This window comes from Streptomyces sp. NPDC091289, from assembly GCF_044757365.1.
Taxonomy (GTDB): Bacteria; Actinomycetota; Actinomycetes; order Streptomycetales; family Streptomycetaceae; genus Streptomyces.
The window spans coordinates 721-15680 of record NZ_JBIVUT010000016.1 but is presented as its reverse complement, the minus strand read 5'-3'; the positions used below and the strand labels follow the sequence as shown (position 1 = coordinate 15680).

Here is a 14960-nt window from a genome sequence, read left to right as displayed (position 1 = left end):
CGGTCCTGCGCCACGGGGCGCTCGCAACGTTACGGCGGCGTGAAATCGCGCGGGGGCCCGCGCCCGGTCGGCGGACGGGGTACGGAACCTGTCCGGAATCATGGAGAAAACCGCAGGTCGGAGTCGTTCCGACGGTGCGCGCTCGGACGGGTTCCGGGCCGTGCGCAAGCGCCGATTCAACCACCGCCGGAACCGGCCCGGAACGCGGGCGGGTGCTTGACGTGCGGCGCGGGGCGCTGGAATTCTCCGGGGCATGTTCGCGACGGCCGTTTCCGACGCGCGGCCCGCCCACGCCGGCCGCACCGCAGCAGCGGCTGCGTGTCCGCGCCGCTGTACCGCCGGCTGATCTGCCGCACTGCCGCACTGCCGCTCCGCTCCACACGTTCGCGGCGCGCCGCACCGCACCGCACCGCTCCCGCTCTCACCTCTCCGTCCGTCCCACCGGATCTCCGTCCGTCCCACCGGACCCCTCCCGGTCGCCCCCTGCCTCAATTAATTCCGCTCCAAGATTAATCAATGGATGGTCTTGGTCCCCGAAAGGAACCCGCCATGTCCTCGGCAACCACCGCCCCCGCCTCCACCACCTCCACCGTCACCGTCCAGAAGGTCGGCGGCCGTCTCGGCGCCGTCATCTCCGGGGTCCGGCTCGGCGGCGACCTCGACGCCGCGACCGTCACGGAGATCCGGTCCGCGCTGCTGGCCAACAAGGTCGTCTTCTTCCGTGGCCAGGACCACCTGGACGAGGAGGGCCACGAGGCGTTCGGCCGGCTGCTCGGCGCTCCGGTCGCGCACCCCACCGTCCCGTCCGCCGACGGCCGTTACTCCCTCGGCATCGACTCCGACCACGGCGGCCGGGCCAACCAGTGGCACACCGACGTCACCTTCGTGCCCGCCTACCCGGCGTTCTCCATCCTGCGCGCCGTCACCGTCCCGCCCTACGGCGGCAACACCCTGTGGGCCAACACCGCCACCGCGTACGACGGGCTTCCCGAGCCGCTGCGCGTCCTCGCCGACTCGCTGCGGGCCGTGCACTCCAACGACTACGACTACGCGGCGCTGCGCCCGCAGGCCGTGCCGGAGGCGCTGAAGCAGTACAAGGAGGTGTTCACCTCGACGAAGTTCCTCACCGAGCACCCGGTGGTGCGGGTCCACCCGGAGACCGGCGAACGCGTCCTGCTGCTGGGCAACTTCGTCCAGCGGATCGCCGGGCTGACCGGCCAGGACTCCCGTACGCTCCTGAATCTCTTCCAGTCCCACATCGAGCGCCCCGAGAACACCGTGCGCTGGCAGTGGCAGGTCGGCGACGTCGCGATCTGGGACAACCGCGCCACCCAGCACTACGGCGTGGACGACTCCGACGCCCACGAGCGCAAGCTCCGCCGCGTCACGGTCGACGGGGACGTGCCCGTCGGCGTCGACGGCCGCTCCTCCACGCTGATCTCGCCCGAGGAGGTCCCCGACCCGGCGTTCGGCATCGCGTCCGGAGCGTCCACGGCGGCCTGACCACGACCTGACCACGACCTGACCACGGTCGTCACGCCTCCCCTGCCATGCGCACCCGGCCTCCCGGGCGGTAGCGTCCTGAACAGGACAGTCCGGATCAGGACAGTCCCGGATCAGGACGACCGCCCGGGAAGCGGGCTGGGCACCAGGGGAAAGCGGGCCGGGTACGTGGAGAGCCACAGCGGAATCACCGTGCAGCGGGCGCTGGAGCTGCCGGGGCTGCGCGCCGGGCTCCCGGAGGTGGTGGCCGGCGCCGACCGGCTGAACCGTACGGTGCGCTGGGTGCACGCGGGCGAGGTCCCGAACATCGCATCCCTCCTCAAGGGCGGCGAGCTGCTCCTGACCACGGGACTGGGCCTGGGCGCCCGCCCCGCCGAACAGCGCGCCTTCGTCCGCCGCCTCGCCGACCGGGGCATCGCGGCCCTGGTGGTGGAGCTCGGCCCGCGGTTCGGCCGGCTGCCCGCCTCCATCGTGGACGCCGCCCGCGCGGCCGGGCTCCCGCTGGTCCAGTTGCACCGCGAGGTGCCGTTCGTCGCGGTGACCGAGGAGGTGCACACCGAGATCGTCAACGGGCACTACGCGCTGCTCCAGCAGGCGGAGGAGGTGCACCGGCGCGCCACCCGGGCGCTGCTCGACGGGGGCGGGGTGCCGCAGGTCCTCGGGATACTCGCCGACTTCACCGCCAACCCGGTCTTCCTGGAGACGCCCGACGGCCAGCTCCTGTACGCGGCGTCCACCGGGACCGGCCCGGTGGGCGCGGACCCGCTCCAGGTCTGGGAGGGCATGCGCGGCGACCGGGCGGCCCGGGAGAGCCCGCCGACCGGTGCCGTGCTGGTGGACGTGCCCGGCGGCGGGCCCGAGACCGCTTCGGTACGGGCGCGGCTGGTGCTGCTCGCGGTGTCCGGGCCGCTGGCGACGGTGCACCGGATGGCGGCGGAGCGTGCGGCGGGGCTCCTCGCGGTCGTGCTGATGCAGGCCCGGCAGGAGGAGGAGCTGGCCGCCCGGGGCCGGGGCGACTTCCTCACCGATCTCGCGGAGGGCCGGATCGCCCCGGAGGACGCCCCCGCCCAGGCCCGGGTGCTCGGCTTCCGGCCCGGCGAGACCCCGCTCCTCCCGGTGGTGATGCGGCTGGCCCCCGAGCTGTCCCCGTCGGGCAACTGGGCGCTGCTGGCCCGTGCGGTCCTGGAGGAGCTGGCCTCGGTCGGGGTCCCGGTGCTGCTCGGTGTACGGCCCGTGGAGGGGCGGGTTCCGCTGCTGCTGGGGCTGCGCTCGGAGGGCGAGCGCACGGCGGTCGCGGACCGGGTGGCCGCCGCGCTGCGGGCGGGCGTGGAGCGGGCCGGTCTCGACCGGGCCGGTTCGCAGCCGCCGGTGGTCGTGGTCGGCGTCCCGGGCGGCTGGGCGGCGGCAGGTGCGGGGCTGCGGCACGCGTCGGAGACGGCGACGGCCGCGCAGGGCCTGGACGACCGGCCCTGGTACGACGCCCGGCGGCTCGACATCGACCTGCTGCTGTGGCGGCTGCGGGACCATCCGGACCTGGCGGCGTTCGTGAACCGGGCGATCGGCCCGCTGCGCGAACACGACCGCACCTCGCGCCCGCCGTTGCTGCCGACGCTCCAGGCGTATCTGGCGCACGCGGGCCGCAAGGCGGAGACCGCGCGCGAGCTGCACCTCAACCGCCAGACGCTCTACAACCGCCTCGCCCGGATCGGCGAGCTGCTGGGCACGGACCTGGACGACCCGCAGACGGTGCTGGCGCTGAGCCTGGCGCTGCGGGCCCGCCGCCACACGACCTGACCGGCCGGGGCGTACGCAACGGCTCAGCGCACCCGCCCCCAGTTCGGCCCGCCACTCCCGCCCGGCCGCATCCGCCCCACCGGGTCCGCTCAGCGCGTCCGCCCCGTCGCCAGGGGCTGCGCCAACTCGTCGTAGACGCTGAGCACATGGGCGATCGTGTCGTCCTCGGTGGGCCAGCCCGCCGCCTGCACCCGCCCGGCCTCGGCGAGCCGGGCGCGCGCCGCCGGGTCCCCGAGCAGCCGCACGACCGTACGGGCGAGGGCATCGACGTTGCCGTACGGCACCAACTCAGCCGCCCTGCCGACCAGTTCGGGCACACCGCCGACCGCGGTGGCGACGAGCGGCACCCCGGCCCGCAGCGCCTCCTGCGCCAGCAGGGAGCGGCCCTCCCACCGGCTCGGCAGCAGGACCAGATCGGCGGCGGCCAGCAACTCCCCCACACCGTCCCGGCGTCCGATGAGGGTGACGGGCAACTCCTCGTCCCTGATCCGCCGTTGCAGGGCGTCGCGGTCGCGTCCCTCCCCCGCGATGACGAGCAGCGGCACGGGGTCCAGAGCGCGCCAGACGCGGGCCGCGTCCAGCAGGGCGCCGAAGCCGTGATGCGGTACGAGACTGCCGACGGCCATCAGCAACGGCCGGTCCACCGCCCCCAGTTCGGCCCGCACCTTGCCGTCGTCGTCGGCGGTGACGTCGGCTGCCGGGCGCGCGGGCGGGACGGCGACGGGGGCGAGCCGGGCATCGCGCGCACCCCGCTCGCGGGCCCGGTCCACCAGGTCGGAGGAGGGGGCGAGGACCACGGCCGCGGCCCGTGCGGCGCGCCGTTCCAGCAGATGCAGGATCTGACGGCGGGCGCCTTCCGCGTACCGCCGCGTGTGCCAGGTCATCACCAGGGGCACGGCGCGCCCGCTGAGGGCGAGGGCGGTGCGGGCTGCCGCGTGGAGCCCGTGGGCGTGGACGACGTCCGCCCCCGTGCAGGCGGCCCGCAGCGCGGCGACGGCCGCCGGATCGCTGCGCCGGGGCACCGGAAGGAAGCGGGCTCCGGTCGCCGTGAAATCGTAGGCGCGGTCCACGGCGGGCGGGGCGCAGACGGTGACCTGCACGCCCCGCGCCACCAGCCCGGCGGCCAGCGAACCGACGTGCGCGCTGCTGCCCGCACTGCCGCCGCCCAGGACTTGGACCGTACGCAGCTGTGACACGTTGATTGGCTCCCCGGGGCTCCGGAGTCGGCGGTAAGTACAGCGCCAAGGATGCCAGTCCGTACGCACGTTCCGGGACCGCCGTAACGTTGCTGCCGCAGTCACGGCGACAACCGACCACACCGCACCACCCTCACGGGTGAATCCGGAGGCGCGCAGTTGCCTCCTAGCGGTCGCCCGCCGACTTCACCGACCCGCTCCCGCGTCCCCCGTCGCATGCCTCCGCATCCTCGGGACGCGCCGGGCGAGGCGGCTGACCCGGTCGCCGTCGGCCGCGGCCGCCACGACACCCGCGACCAGCGCCACCCGCCCGAGCCGTCCGGACCGTCCGGCGCAACGGGCGAGGGCCAACCCCAGGGCCGCGCCGAGCGCGTGCGCCCCGGTGTCCCCGAGCATGGCCCGTTCACCGAGGTCGGCAGGTGCGAGCACGCCCGCGACGGCGAGCGGCGCAACGGCCGTGGCACCGCCCGCCGCTCCCGCCGGCCTCGCCGCGCCCACCGCCCCCGCGGCTCCGAGAAGCGCTACGCAGCCGACAGCGGCCCCGGGCGTGACATCGACCAGGTTGACGAGATGGGCGGTGCCCGCGGCGACCACTCCGGTCAGCACGCCGTCCACGGCGCGCTCCTCGACGAGCAGCCCGGCGGCCAGCCCCGCGGCACCGATCCCGATGAGCTTCACGGCCCCGCTGGTCACCTCGCCCCGCCGCAGCGCACCCAGATGGGCACGGAACCCCCGGCGCGGGTCATCGGCGCCCATGAGGTCGTCGTACGCCCCACAGCCTCCGGCCGCCAGCACCGCGAGCACCCCGGCGAGGCGTTCCCGGGGCGGCCCGGGGGCGACGGCGAGTCCCGCGGCCGTACCGATGACGGCGGCCGGACCGGCGTACAGGGTGACGGTCCGTCCGGCGCGGTTGGTGCGCTGCAACGCCGCGTCGGTGCGGCGGCGCAGCAGCCCGTACACCCCGGCGGCCGCGCTCGCCGCCACCACCCCAGTGAGCGTCCGGCCCGCGGCCCCCGTAACCGCCCGGCTCATGCCCTCACCCGTCGGCGCGGGCCGTGGCCAGCAGCTCCTCGGCGTGGGCGCGGGCCGTCTCGGAGTCCTCCTGGCCCGCCAGCATCCGGGACAGCTCCCGCACCCGGTCCTCGCCCTCCAGGACGGTGACACCGCTGCGGGTCACCGAGCCGTCCACGGTCTTCTCGACCAGCAGTTGCCGGTCGGCGAAGGCCGCGACCTGCGGCAGGTGGGTCACGACCACGACCTGGGCCGACCGGGCGAGCTTGGCGAGCCGCCGCCCGACCTCGACCGCCGCCTTGCCGCCGACGCCCGCGTCGACCTCGTCGAAGAGATACGTCGGTACGGGGTCGGAGCCCGCGAAGACGACCTCGACCGCGAGCATTACCCGGGACAGCTCACCGCCCGACGCGCCCTTGGCGATCGGCCGGGGCTGGGCCCCGGGGTGCGGGGCGAGCAGCAGTTCCACCTCGTCGGCGCCCGAAGGGCCGTAGACGACACTCCGCCCGCCGATGTCGATGCCGGACGCCTCGTCGGCCGCCTCGGTCTGCCGGATGGCGAAGGAGACCCGGGCGTGCGGCATGGCCAGCGAGGCCAGCTCCTCGGTCACCGCCTCCGCGAACCGGGCGGCGGCCTCCGTACGCGCGTCGGTCAACGTCTGTCCGAGTACGGAGAGTTCGGCCCGCAGCCCGTCGCGCTCGGCGGTCAGTTCGCCGATCCGCTCGTCGTCGCCCTCCAGCTCGGTGAGCCGGCCGGCGCCCTCCTGGGCCCAGGCGAGGACCGCCGTGATGTCCGTGCCGTACTTGCGGGTCAGGGCGGTCAGGGCGGCCCGGCGCTCCTCCACGGCGGCCAGCCGCAGCGGATCGGCCTCCAACTGGTCGGCGTACCCGGCCAGCTCGCCCGACACATCGGCGATCAGGATCGAGATCTCCCCGATCCGGTCGGCCAGCGCGGCCAGCGCCGGGTCATGGGCCCGGACCCCGTCCAGCGCCTGCCCGGCGGCGGCGACCACGGTCGTGGCGTCGACACCCTCCGGATCCTCCGGGTTCCCCGCCAGCGCGGTGTGCGCGAGCGAGGCGGCGGAGGCGAGGGCCTCGGCGTGCCCGAGCCGCTCCGCCTCGGCGGCCAGCTCGACGTCCTCGCCCGGCAACGGCTCCACCGCCGCGACCTCGTTCAGGCCGAACCGCAGCAGATCCGCCTCCTGGGCCCGCTCCCGGGCCCGGGTGGTCAGCTCTTCGAGCTCGGTGGCGACGGCGCGCAGCCGCCGGTAGGCCGCCGCGTACTTGGCGTGCGGGACCTCCACCCCGTCCCCGGCGTACCGGTCCAGGGCCCCCCGCTGCCGCGCGGGCTTGAGCAGGCCCTGCTGGTCGGTCTGCCCGTGCACGGCGACGAGTTCGTCCGCCAGCTCGGTGAGAACCCCCACCGGCACGGATCTGCCGCCGAGATGGGCCCGTGAGCGCCCTTCCGCCGAAACGGTACGGCTGATGAGCAGCGCACCGTCGTCGAGCTCCGCCCCGGCCTCCTCGGCCCGCAGCGCCGCCGCGTCGCCCTCGGACACCGTGATCCGGCCCTCGACGACCGCGGCCTTGGCCCCGACCCGTACGAGAGCGGGATCCGCACGCCCGCCGAGCAGCAGCCCGAGGCTCGTGACGACCATGGTCTTGCCCGCGCCGGTCTCACCCGTCACCGCGGTGAAACCGGGTGACAGCTCCACCACCGCGTCGTCGATGACTCCGAGCGACCGTATCCGCATCTCCTCCAACACGGACATGACCTTACGAGGTCCCGGGCCGGACGCGCGACGGCCCCCGCTCCCGGATTCACTCTCCCGAGGGTCACGGGGGCCGCAGGACGCCATCGTGAGGGCGGCGACTGTCAGTGGGGCGCGCCCCGCCACCCCGACACGGGCAGCGCGAACTTCGCCACCAGCCGGTCGGTGAACGAGGCCTGGTGCAGCCGCGCCAGCCGTACGGGCACCGCACCGCGCCGCACCTCGACCCGTGCCCCGGCGGGCAGCTCCACGGTCCGCCGGCCGTCGCACCACAGCACCCCGTGCGGGGTGTGCGGCTGGACCTCGACCGCGAGAACGGACGTGGGAGAGGTCACCAGCGGCTTGGCGAACAGCGCGTGGGCGCTGATCGGGACCATCAGCAACGCCTCGACCTCGGGCCAGACGACGGGCCCGCCCGCCGAGAAGGCGTACGCGGTCGAACCGGTCGGGGTCGCGCAGACGATCCCGTCGCAGCCGAACCCGGTGACCGGACGGCCGTCGATCTCCAGGACGACTTCGAGCATCCGCTCGGGCGACACCTTCTGCACGGCCGCCTCGTTGAGCGCCCAGTCGGTGTGCACGATGTCGCCGTTGCTGTGGACGAGGACGTCGATCGTCATGCGCTCCTCGACCTCGTAGTCGCGGGTGACGACCCGGGAGACCACGTTGTCGAGATCGTCGCGCTCGGCCTCGGCGAGGAAGCCGACGCGTCCGAGGTTGACGCCGAGCATCGGCACCCCGGAGGCGCGGGAGAACTCCGCGCCGCGCAGCAGGGTGCCGTCACCGCCGAGGACGATCAGCAGCTCGCAGCCGTCCACGGCGGCGGGGCTGGTGTCCGTGACCGTCTCCACGGTGTCCGGCAGCGGCAGATCGGTCGCCTCCGTCGCCAGGACCCGTACACCGAGTCCGTTGCGCAGCAGGCCCTGCACGACGAGCTCCGCGCTGCGGATCGCGGCCGGGCGGCCGGTGTGCGCCAAGAGGAAGACGGTTCGTGCCGCATTCGTGGTCACATTCGTCGTCACATTCGTTGTCAACGAGGCCCCTCCGCCACTGCACGGTCGACATCCGCGGGATCCAGCTCAGGTGCGCCGGCCCGCAGCCACAGAAAGTACTCGACGTTCCCGGACGGGCCGGGCAGCGGACTGGCCGTCACCCCCCGCACCCCGAGCCCGAGCGCCCAGGCCCGCCGCGCCACTTCCCGTACGGCTTCGGCGCGCAGCTCCGGGCTCCGCACCACTCCGCCGCTGCCGAGCCGCTCCTTGCCCACCTCGAACTGCGGCTTGACCATGAGGACGAGGTCGGCGTCGGGCCCGGCGCACCGGGCGAGGGCGGGCAGCACGAGGCCCAGCGGAATGAAGGACAGATCCCCCACCACCAGGTCGACCGCCTCCCCGTCGATGTCCGCCAAGGTCAACTCCCGTACGTTGGTACGGTCCTTGACGACGACCCGTTCATCGGACTGCAGCGACCAGGCGAGCTGCCCGTACCCGACGTCCACGGCGACGACCTGCCGGGCCCCGGCCCGCAGCAGCACATCGGTGAACCCGCCGGTCGACGCCCCGGCGTCCAGCGCCCGCCGCCCCTCGACGGTCAGCCCGAGCGGCACGAAGGCGGCGAGCGCCCCGGCCAGCTTGTGACCGCCGCGCGAGACGTAGTCCGGGTCGCCGTCGTCCTGGGTGACGACGATCGCGGCGGCCGTCTCGACCTGGGTGGCGGGTTTGGTCGCGGTGGTACGGCCGACGGTGACGCGCCCGGCGGCGATCAGCTGGCTCGCGTGCTCGCGCGAGCGGGCGAGCTTGCGGCGTACCAGCTCGGCGTCGAGGCGGCGACGTGCCACTCCTGCCACGTTGGGTTCAGCTCCTGTTGTCGTGATGCGTGTGATGCGCGTTATGCGTGTGCTGCGAAGGCGTGGGTACGGGACCGGGTGCGGCGGCCGGACGGGTGTCCAGCGAGGTCAGCTCGGACCGCAGCCCACGGTGTACATCCTCGTACACCTCGATGTGCCCGTCCGCCGGGAGGTGGTCCGCATCGGCCAGACGCTCCAGCCGGGCGTCCACCGCGGCATGGCCGGTGGGGGTGCGCACGACCCCGAGGGGCCTGGGCTCGGCGGGCTCGAAGGAGGGCCCCGCGGCAGCCGACTCCTCGGTCACCGGCTCATCGGGCGTGCTCACGGGCGGTGTCCCCGCCTCCGGCGTCCAGTCGCTCATGCCGAAACGCTACATCGACGGGCCGGTGTACCGTCGAGCACGATGGCGACCATGGCGGAGTGCCGCAGCGCACTCGACAAACTTTCCGACAATCTCGCAGCCGCCGAGGGCGACGTACGCGGTGCCGCCGCGCTCGACCGCTCGCTGAGCTGTCACATCAAGGATCTCGACATCACGTTCACCGGCCGGCTGGCCGACGGTCGGATCAGCGTGCGGGACACGGTCGAGGGTCCGCCCCGGGAGAAGGCCGAGATCAGGCTCGCGATGACGGGCGACGACCTGGTGGCACTGGTGGACGGCGACCTGAACTTCGCGAAGGCGTGGGCCTCGGGCCGCGTCCGCCTGGAGGCAGGCTTCCGCGACCTCCTGAAACTGAAATCACTGCTGTAGCCCTACTCAAGCCATGCGGCGGCACATCAAGCCCGTCCTGCCGCACCTTCAAGGACACAGGGGCGGCACATCAAGCCCGTCCGGCGATTGAGGACAATGCGCCCACCGGGGCGCCACCCGCACTCACCCGGCCCACCCTCAGGCGGCTTGACGGACCTGCCGCGCCTTACGCGCCGCCGGAACAACAAGCGGCGTACCCGTCTCCGGATCATCGATCACCTGACACCGCATCCCGAACACCCGCTCCACCAGCTCCGCGTCGACGACCTCCGAAGGCGGCCCCTCCGCCACGATCGCCCCGTCCCGCATCGCGATGAGATGCGTGGCGTACCGCGCGGCGTGGTTCAGGTCGTGGAGCACGGCGACCAGCGTCCGCCCCTGCGTCTCGTGCAGCTCGGCGCACAGGTCGAGGACATCGATCTGGTGCTGGATGTCGAGATACGTCGTCGGCTCGTCGAGCAGCAGCAACGGCGTCTGCTGGGCCAGCGCCATGGCGATCCAGACCCGCTGACGCTGACCGCCGGACAGTTCGTCGACATAGCGGTCGGCCAGCTCGGCCACGCCGGTGGACTCCATGGACTCGTCGACCACCCGCTCGTCCTCCGGCGACCACTGCCGCAGCAGCCCCTGGTGGGGGTACCGGCCGCGGGCGACGAGGTCGGCGACGGTGATCCCGTCGGGGGCTATGGAGGACTGCGGCAGCAGCCCCAGCGTCCGGGCGACCTTCTTCGCCGGCAGCTGGTGAATGGTCTGCCCGTCCAGCAGCACCTGCCCGGCGCTCGGCTTCAGCAACCGGGCCAGCGCCCGCAGCAGGGTCGACTTGCCGCAGGCGTTGGGACCGACGATCACGGTGAAGGAGTTGTCGGGAATCTCCACCGAGAGGTTCTCGGTGATGACCCGCTGGTCGTAACCGAGGGTCACCGATTCTGCGGTGAGGCGCTGCATGGTCGTACTCCCGGAGTCGGCGAGGTGGAGCGGCACGGCGCGGGGCACGGGCAGACCACCGAGCAGCACCAGGTTAGGTTAGCCTATCTTCCTCTTCGCGCCACTGGCCCCGGGCCGCCGCCCCACGCCCTCAACACCCTCACGGGCCAAGGACGTCGGGCGGCGACGGGACCGTTTCAGAGCCCGAGCCCGGCGAGGGCCTTCCCCGCCTTGAGCTCGCACACACCCGCACCGGCGGAGGTCCAGGCGGCCGCGCAGAGCGCCCGCAGCCCGTCGAGCGCGCCGCCCTCGCCCTCCAGGGTCAGCGCGTCCCCGCGCACGGCGGCCGTCCAGCCCCCGCACCGGTACGCGTCACCGGCCGGTGTGACCTCGGGCTGCCCGGTCAGCAGCCCCCGCAGGTCCCGGTCCACATAGGTCGGCCGGTGCTGCGGCGGCGCGGCGAGAAGCTGCGCCGCGTCGGTCACCCCGGTCAGCACCAGCAGGGAGTCCACGCCCCCGTTGAACGCGCCCTCGATGTCCGTGTCCAGCCGGTCCCCGACGACGATCGGCCGCTTCGCCCCGGTCCGCAGCACGGTCTCGCGGTGCATCGGAGGCAACGGCTTCCCGGCGACCTGCGGCTCGGCGCCGGTGGCGATCCGTACGACCTCGACCGCGGCCCCGTTGCCGGGCGCGATGCCCCGGGCGCCGGGGATGGTCAGGTCGGTGTTGGACGCGAACCACGGCAGCCCGCGCCGGATCGCGTAACTCGCCTCGGCGAACCGCCCCCACGTCATGTCCGGCCCGCCGTACCCCTGGACGACGGCCACCGGGCCGTCGTCGGCCGACTCCACGGGCACCAGCCCGCGCTCGCGCAGCGCGACCCGCAACCCCTCGCCCCCGATCAGCAGCACCCGGGCTCCCGGCGGCAGTTGACCGGCGGCGAGCCGGGCGACGGCCTGGGCGGAGGTGATCACGTCGGAGGGGTCGGCGGGCACCCCGAGCTCCGTCAGGTGCTCGGCCACCGCGTCCGGCGTCCGCAGCGCGTTGTTGGTGACGTACGCGAGGTGCATGCCCCCGGCCCGTGCCTCGGCCAGCGACTCCACGGCGTGACCGATGGCCTCGCCGCCCGCGTACACGACCCCGTCGAGGTCGAGGAGCGCCGTGTCGTACGCCTCGCTCAGCGCCGTGCTGCTTCCCGCCGGCCGGACCCGGTCCTGCTGGTGGCTCATATGACTCGCTCCTCTTCCAGGCTTCCGCCCCGATCATCGCGTATGCCCTCTGCACACATACGATGCCCTGATGAACACTTCAGGTCCCGTCGGCCAGGGGCTGCGGCTTATCCCGTTCCGCGGACTGCGTTACGTCCCCGAGCGGGTCGGCAGCCTTGCCGCCGTGACATCGCCCCCGTACGACGTGGTCGTCCGGCCCGACGGGCTGCACCACCTGGAGTCGGCGGATCCGCACAACATCGTGCGCCTCATCCTCCCCCAGGCCGACACGGCCCGGGACCGGCACCGGCAGGCGGCCGCCACACTGGACCGCTGGCAGGCCGAGGGGATCATCGCCCCGGACCCGGACCCGGTGCTGTACGTCTACGAGCAGCGGAACGACGAGATCCTCCAGCGGGGCCTGATCGGCGCCCTGGCCCTCTCCCCCGCCGCCGAGGGCATCGTGCTGCCCCACGAGGACGTCATGGACGACGTCGTCGCGGACCGCGCGGAGCTGATGCGTACGACAGAGGCCCATCTGGAACCGCTGCTGCTGACCTACCGCGGCGAGGAGGGCCCGCCGGCCGGGGCGGCAGCGGTGATCGAGCGCACCGTCCTGCGGGAACCGCTGCTCGCCACCACGACGGAGGACGGCTTCCGGCACCGGCTCTGGGCCGTGACGGACCCGGCCGAACGGAGCGAGATCGAGACAGACCTCGCCCGGCACCAGGCTCTCATCGCGGACGGCCACCACCGCTGGGCCACCTACCTCCGGCTCCAGCGGGAACAGACCGCCCCCGGGCCATGGGACTACGGCCTCGTCCTCCTCGTCGACACGGCCCGGCACCCGCTCCAGGTCCGCTCCATCCACAGGCTCCTGCGCGGGCTGCCGGTCTCCCGGGCCATCAAGGCGCTGACCGGTCTCTTCCGGGTCCAGCCGGTCGAAGGGCCCCTCGCGAAGGCCCTCGAAGCGCTGGACGAAGCGGCGGCCGGGGGCAACGCGTTCCTCCTCGCCGGCGACGGCGGCTTCCACCTGGTGGACCGCCCCGACCCGGCCCTGCTGGCCCGCACCGTCCGGACGGACCGCCCCGACGCCTGGCGCACCCTGGACGCGACGGTCCTGCACTCCGCGCTGCTCGACGACGTGTGGCGGATCCCCGACGCGCCCGAGCACATCGGCTACATCCACGACACCGAGGCCGCCGTCGAACAGGCGGAACGCCTCGACGCCACGGCGGTCCTGATGCATCCCGTACGCGAAGAGGTCGTCCGGGACCTGGCCCGGCAGGGTGTCACGATGCCCCGCAAGTCGACGTCGTTCGGCCCGAAGCCGGCCACGGGCCTGGTCATGCGGAGCCTCACCCTCGACTGAGGGTCGATGGGAACAAAGAAGGGGCGGCACTCCGATGACCGGAGTGCCGCCCCTCTTCGTCAGCGACTAGCCCTTGACGGCCCCGTCCGCAGAACCGTCCTGGTCGTCATCCACGTCCCCGTCCGCATCCTCGTCCGCGCCGACGGCCTCACGCGCGTCGTCGCGGTCCGCGGGAGACTCCTCGTCGTCCTCGTCGTCGCCGAGGACGTCGACGAACTCGACGCCGTCGAGCGCGGCGAGCCGGTCCGACGCGTCGGTGGAACCGTCCTTGTCGGCCTCCAGCGCCTTCCCGAACCATTCCCGCGCCTCGTCCTCGCGGCCCGCCTCCAGCAGGGCGTCCGCGTACGCGTAGCGAAGTCGCGGCGTCCACGGCTGCACGGAGTTGGACGCGAGCTCGGGGCTCTGGAGCGTCACGATGGCGGCGTCGATCTGACCCATGTCCCGGCGTGCCCCGGCGGCCACCAGCCGCATCTCGACCTGCCCGGCCTTGTCCAGCTTCTGCACCTCGGGCTCACCGGCCATGGCCATCGCCCGCTCGGGCCGTCCGAGTCCGCGCTCGCAGTCCGCCATGACGGGCCACAGGTCCACGGACCCGGTCATCCGCCGGGCCGCCCGGAACTCGGCGAGCGCCTCGGCGTACTTCTGCGTGGCGTACGCCGCGAACCCGGCCGCCTCACGCACAGCAGCGACACGGGACGCGAGCCGGAGGGCGATACGGGCGTACGCGTACGCCTCCTCGGGCTCCTCGTCGATCAGCCGGGCCACCATGACGAGGTTGCGCGCGACGTCCTCGGCCAGGGTCTTCGGCAGACTCATGAGCTCCTGGCGTACGTCCTTGTCGATCTCGTCGCCCGTGACGTCGTCCGGAATCGGCAGCCGCTTGATCGGCTCGCGGTCGCGGTCGCCGCCCCGGTCGTCGCGTCCCCGGAAACCACCACGGTCCCGGTCGTCGCGCTGGCCGCCACGGTATCCGCCCCGGTCCCGGTCGCCGCCGCGGTCGTCGCGGCGGAACCCACCACCGGAACCGCCACCACGGTTGTCGTCACGGCGGAACCCACCGCCGGAGGGCCGGTCGTCATCACGACGGGGGCCACGGGGACGGTCGTCACGGCGCTCGAAACCACCGCTGGGACGGCCACCACGGTCATCACGCTGCTGACCACCCCGGTACCCACCACGGTCATCATCACGACGCGGCCCACGATCACGATCCCGATCACGGTCATCGCGACGGAACCCACCACCGGAGCCACCGGAAGGCCGGTTGTCATCGCGACGGAAGCCACCGCCGGAGCCGCCGGAGGGCCGGTTGTCGTCACGGCGGAAGCCTCCGCCGGAGGGCCGGTCGTCATCACGACGCGGGCCACGATCACGATCCCGATCACGGTCGTCACGGCGGAAGCCGCCACCGGAGCCACCGGACGGCCGGTTGTCATCACGACGGGGACCACGGGGTCGGTCATCACGCCGTTCGAAACCACCACCGCGGTTGTCATCGCGACGGAAGCCACCGCCGGAGCCGCCGGAGGGCCGGTTGTCGTCACGGCGGAAGCCTCCGCCGGAGGGCCGGTCGTCATCACGACG

Annotated in this window: 14 protein-coding genes; 4 read left to right on the top strand and 10 right to left on the bottom strand. The window is 73.7% G+C overall.

Annotation, left to right across the window (positions count from 1 at the left end; genetic code table 11):
- Positions 1-549: 549 nt before the first annotated feature.
- A complete protein-coding gene (locus tag ACIQPT_RS21870) occupies positions 550-1503 on the top strand; it encodes a TauD/TfdA dioxygenase family protein (protein WP_401157589.1) in 954 nt (317 codons plus the stop codon).
- A gap of 168 nt (positions 1504-1671) precedes the next feature.
- Positions 1672-3297, top strand: coding sequence for a PucR family transcriptional regulator (locus tag ACIQPT_RS21865; protein ID WP_401157587.1), 1626 nt, complete (start codon positions 1672-1674; stop codon positions 3295-3297).
- A gap of 89 nt (positions 3298-3386) precedes the next feature.
- Here the strand turns inward: ACIQPT_RS21865 and ACIQPT_RS21860 are convergent, their stop codons facing one another.
- From ACIQPT_RS21860 to ACIQPT_RS21835, 6 genes are all read right to left on the bottom strand, one after another.
- Positions 3387-4493 carry a glycosyltransferase family 4 protein gene (locus ACIQPT_RS21860; protein ID WP_401157585.1) on the bottom strand — a complete coding sequence of 369 codons (1107 nt, stop codon included), beginning with the start codon at positions 4491-4493 and terminating at the stop codon, positions 3387-3389.
- Between the two features lie 186 nt (positions 4494-4679).
- Positions 4680-5525, bottom strand: a complete 846-nt coding sequence (locus ACIQPT_RS21855) for a hypothetical protein (protein WP_401157583.1) — start codon at positions 5523-5525, stop codon at positions 4680-4682.
- A 4-nt stretch (positions 5526-5529) separates the two neighbouring features.
- Positions 5530-7275, bottom strand: a complete 1746-nt coding sequence (gene recN, locus ACIQPT_RS21850) for a DNA repair protein RecN (RefSeq protein ID WP_401157581.1) — start codon at positions 7273-7275, stop codon at positions 5530-5532.
- Between the two features lie 104 nt (positions 7276-7379).
- Positions 7380-8285: an NAD kinase gene (locus tag ACIQPT_RS21845; RefSeq protein ID WP_401157579.1), complete on the bottom strand. Its 906-nt coding sequence runs from the start codon at positions 8283-8285 to the stop codon at positions 7380-7382.
- A 20-nt stretch (positions 8286-8305) separates the two neighbouring features.
- The gene (locus tag ACIQPT_RS21840; protein WP_401157578.1) at positions 8306-9121 is read right to left on the bottom strand and encodes a TlyA family RNA methyltransferase; all 816 of its coding nucleotides are present in this window, start codon (positions 9119-9121) and stop codon (positions 8306-8308) included.
- A gap of 7 nt (positions 9122-9128) precedes the next feature.
- Positions 9129-9482 (bottom strand): hypothetical protein, encoded by a 354-nt coding sequence (locus tag ACIQPT_RS21835; RefSeq protein WP_401157576.1) that lies wholly within the window; start codon positions 9480-9482, stop codon positions 9129-9131.
- A 42-nt stretch (positions 9483-9524) separates the two neighbouring features.
- Between ACIQPT_RS21835 and ACIQPT_RS21830 the strand changes: the two genes are divergently transcribed.
- The gene (locus ACIQPT_RS21830) at positions 9525-9872 is read left to right on the top strand and encodes an SCP2 sterol-binding domain-containing protein (RefSeq protein ID WP_401157574.1); all 348 of its coding nucleotides are present in this window, start codon (positions 9525-9527) and stop codon (positions 9870-9872) included.
- A gap of 138 nt (positions 9873-10010) precedes the next feature.
- Here ACIQPT_RS21830 and ACIQPT_RS21825 read toward each other — a convergent pair whose 3' ends face one another.
- Positions 10011-10817, bottom strand: coding sequence for an ABC transporter ATP-binding protein (locus ACIQPT_RS21825; protein ID WP_401157869.1), 807 nt, complete (start codon positions 10815-10817; stop codon positions 10011-10013).
- A gap of 176 nt (positions 10818-10993) precedes the next feature.
- The gene (locus tag ACIQPT_RS21820; RefSeq protein WP_401157571.1) at positions 10994-12025 is read right to left on the bottom strand and encodes an HAD-IIA family hydrolase; all 1032 of its coding nucleotides are present in this window, start codon (positions 12023-12025) and stop codon (positions 10994-10996) included.
- Positions 12026-12095: 70 nt separating this feature from the next.
- Here ACIQPT_RS21820 and ACIQPT_RS21815 point away from each other — a divergent pair, with 70 nt between their 5' ends.
- Positions 12096-13376, top strand: coding sequence for a DUF1015 domain-containing protein (locus ACIQPT_RS21815; protein WP_401157570.1), 1281 nt, complete (start codon positions 12096-12098; stop codon positions 13374-13376).
- 66 nt (positions 13377-13442) lie between these two features.
- Here the strand turns inward: ACIQPT_RS21815 and ACIQPT_RS21810 are convergent, their stop codons facing one another.
- Positions 13443-14192, bottom strand: coding sequence for a tetratricopeptide repeat protein (locus ACIQPT_RS21810; protein WP_401157568.1), 750 nt, complete (start codon positions 14190-14192; stop codon positions 13443-13445).
- On the bottom strand, positions 14189-14960 hold a 772-nt coding region (locus tag ACIQPT_RS21805; protein WP_401157566.1), incomplete at its 5' end, for a hypothetical protein. The genes ACIQPT_RS21810 and ACIQPT_RS21805, both read right to left, overlap by 4 nt.

Excerpts from the sequence above, each read along its gene's own strand:
- ACIQPT_RS21835 (WP_401157576.1), bottom strand. The coding sequence starts at position 9,482 with ATGAGCGACTGGACGCCGGAGGCGGGGACACCGCCCGTGAGCACGCCC.
- ACIQPT_RS21855 (WP_401157583.1), bottom strand. The coding sequence starts at position 5,525 with ATGAGCCGGGCGGTTACGGGGGCCGCGGGCCGGACGCTCACTGGGGTG.
- ACIQPT_RS21870 (WP_401157589.1), top strand. The coding sequence starts at position 550 with ATGTCCTCGGCAACCACCGCCCCCGCCTCCACCACCTCCACCGTCACC.
- ACIQPT_RS21830 (WP_401157574.1), top strand. The coding sequence starts at position 9,525 with ATGGCGACCATGGCGGAGTGCCGCAGCGCACTCGACAAACTTTCCGAC.
- ACIQPT_RS21825 (WP_401157869.1), bottom strand. The coding sequence starts at position 10,817 with ATGCAGCGCCTCACCGCAGAATCGGTGACCCTCGGTTACGACCAGCGG.
- ACIQPT_RS21820 (WP_401157571.1), bottom strand. The coding sequence starts at position 12,025 with ATGAGCCACCAGCAGGACCGGGTCCGGCCGGCGGGAAGCAGCACGGCG.
- ACIQPT_RS21815 (WP_401157570.1), top strand. The coding sequence starts at position 12,096 with ATGAACACTTCAGGTCCCGTCGGCCAGGGGCTGCGGCTTATCCCGTTC.
- recN (WP_401157581.1), bottom strand. The coding sequence starts at position 7,275 with ATGTCCGTGTTGGAGGAGATGCGGATACGGTCGCTCGGAGTCATCGAC.
- ACIQPT_RS21810 (WP_401157568.1), bottom strand. The coding sequence starts at position 14,192 with ATGAGTCTGCCGAAGACCCTGGCCGAGGACGTCGCGCGCAACCTCGTC.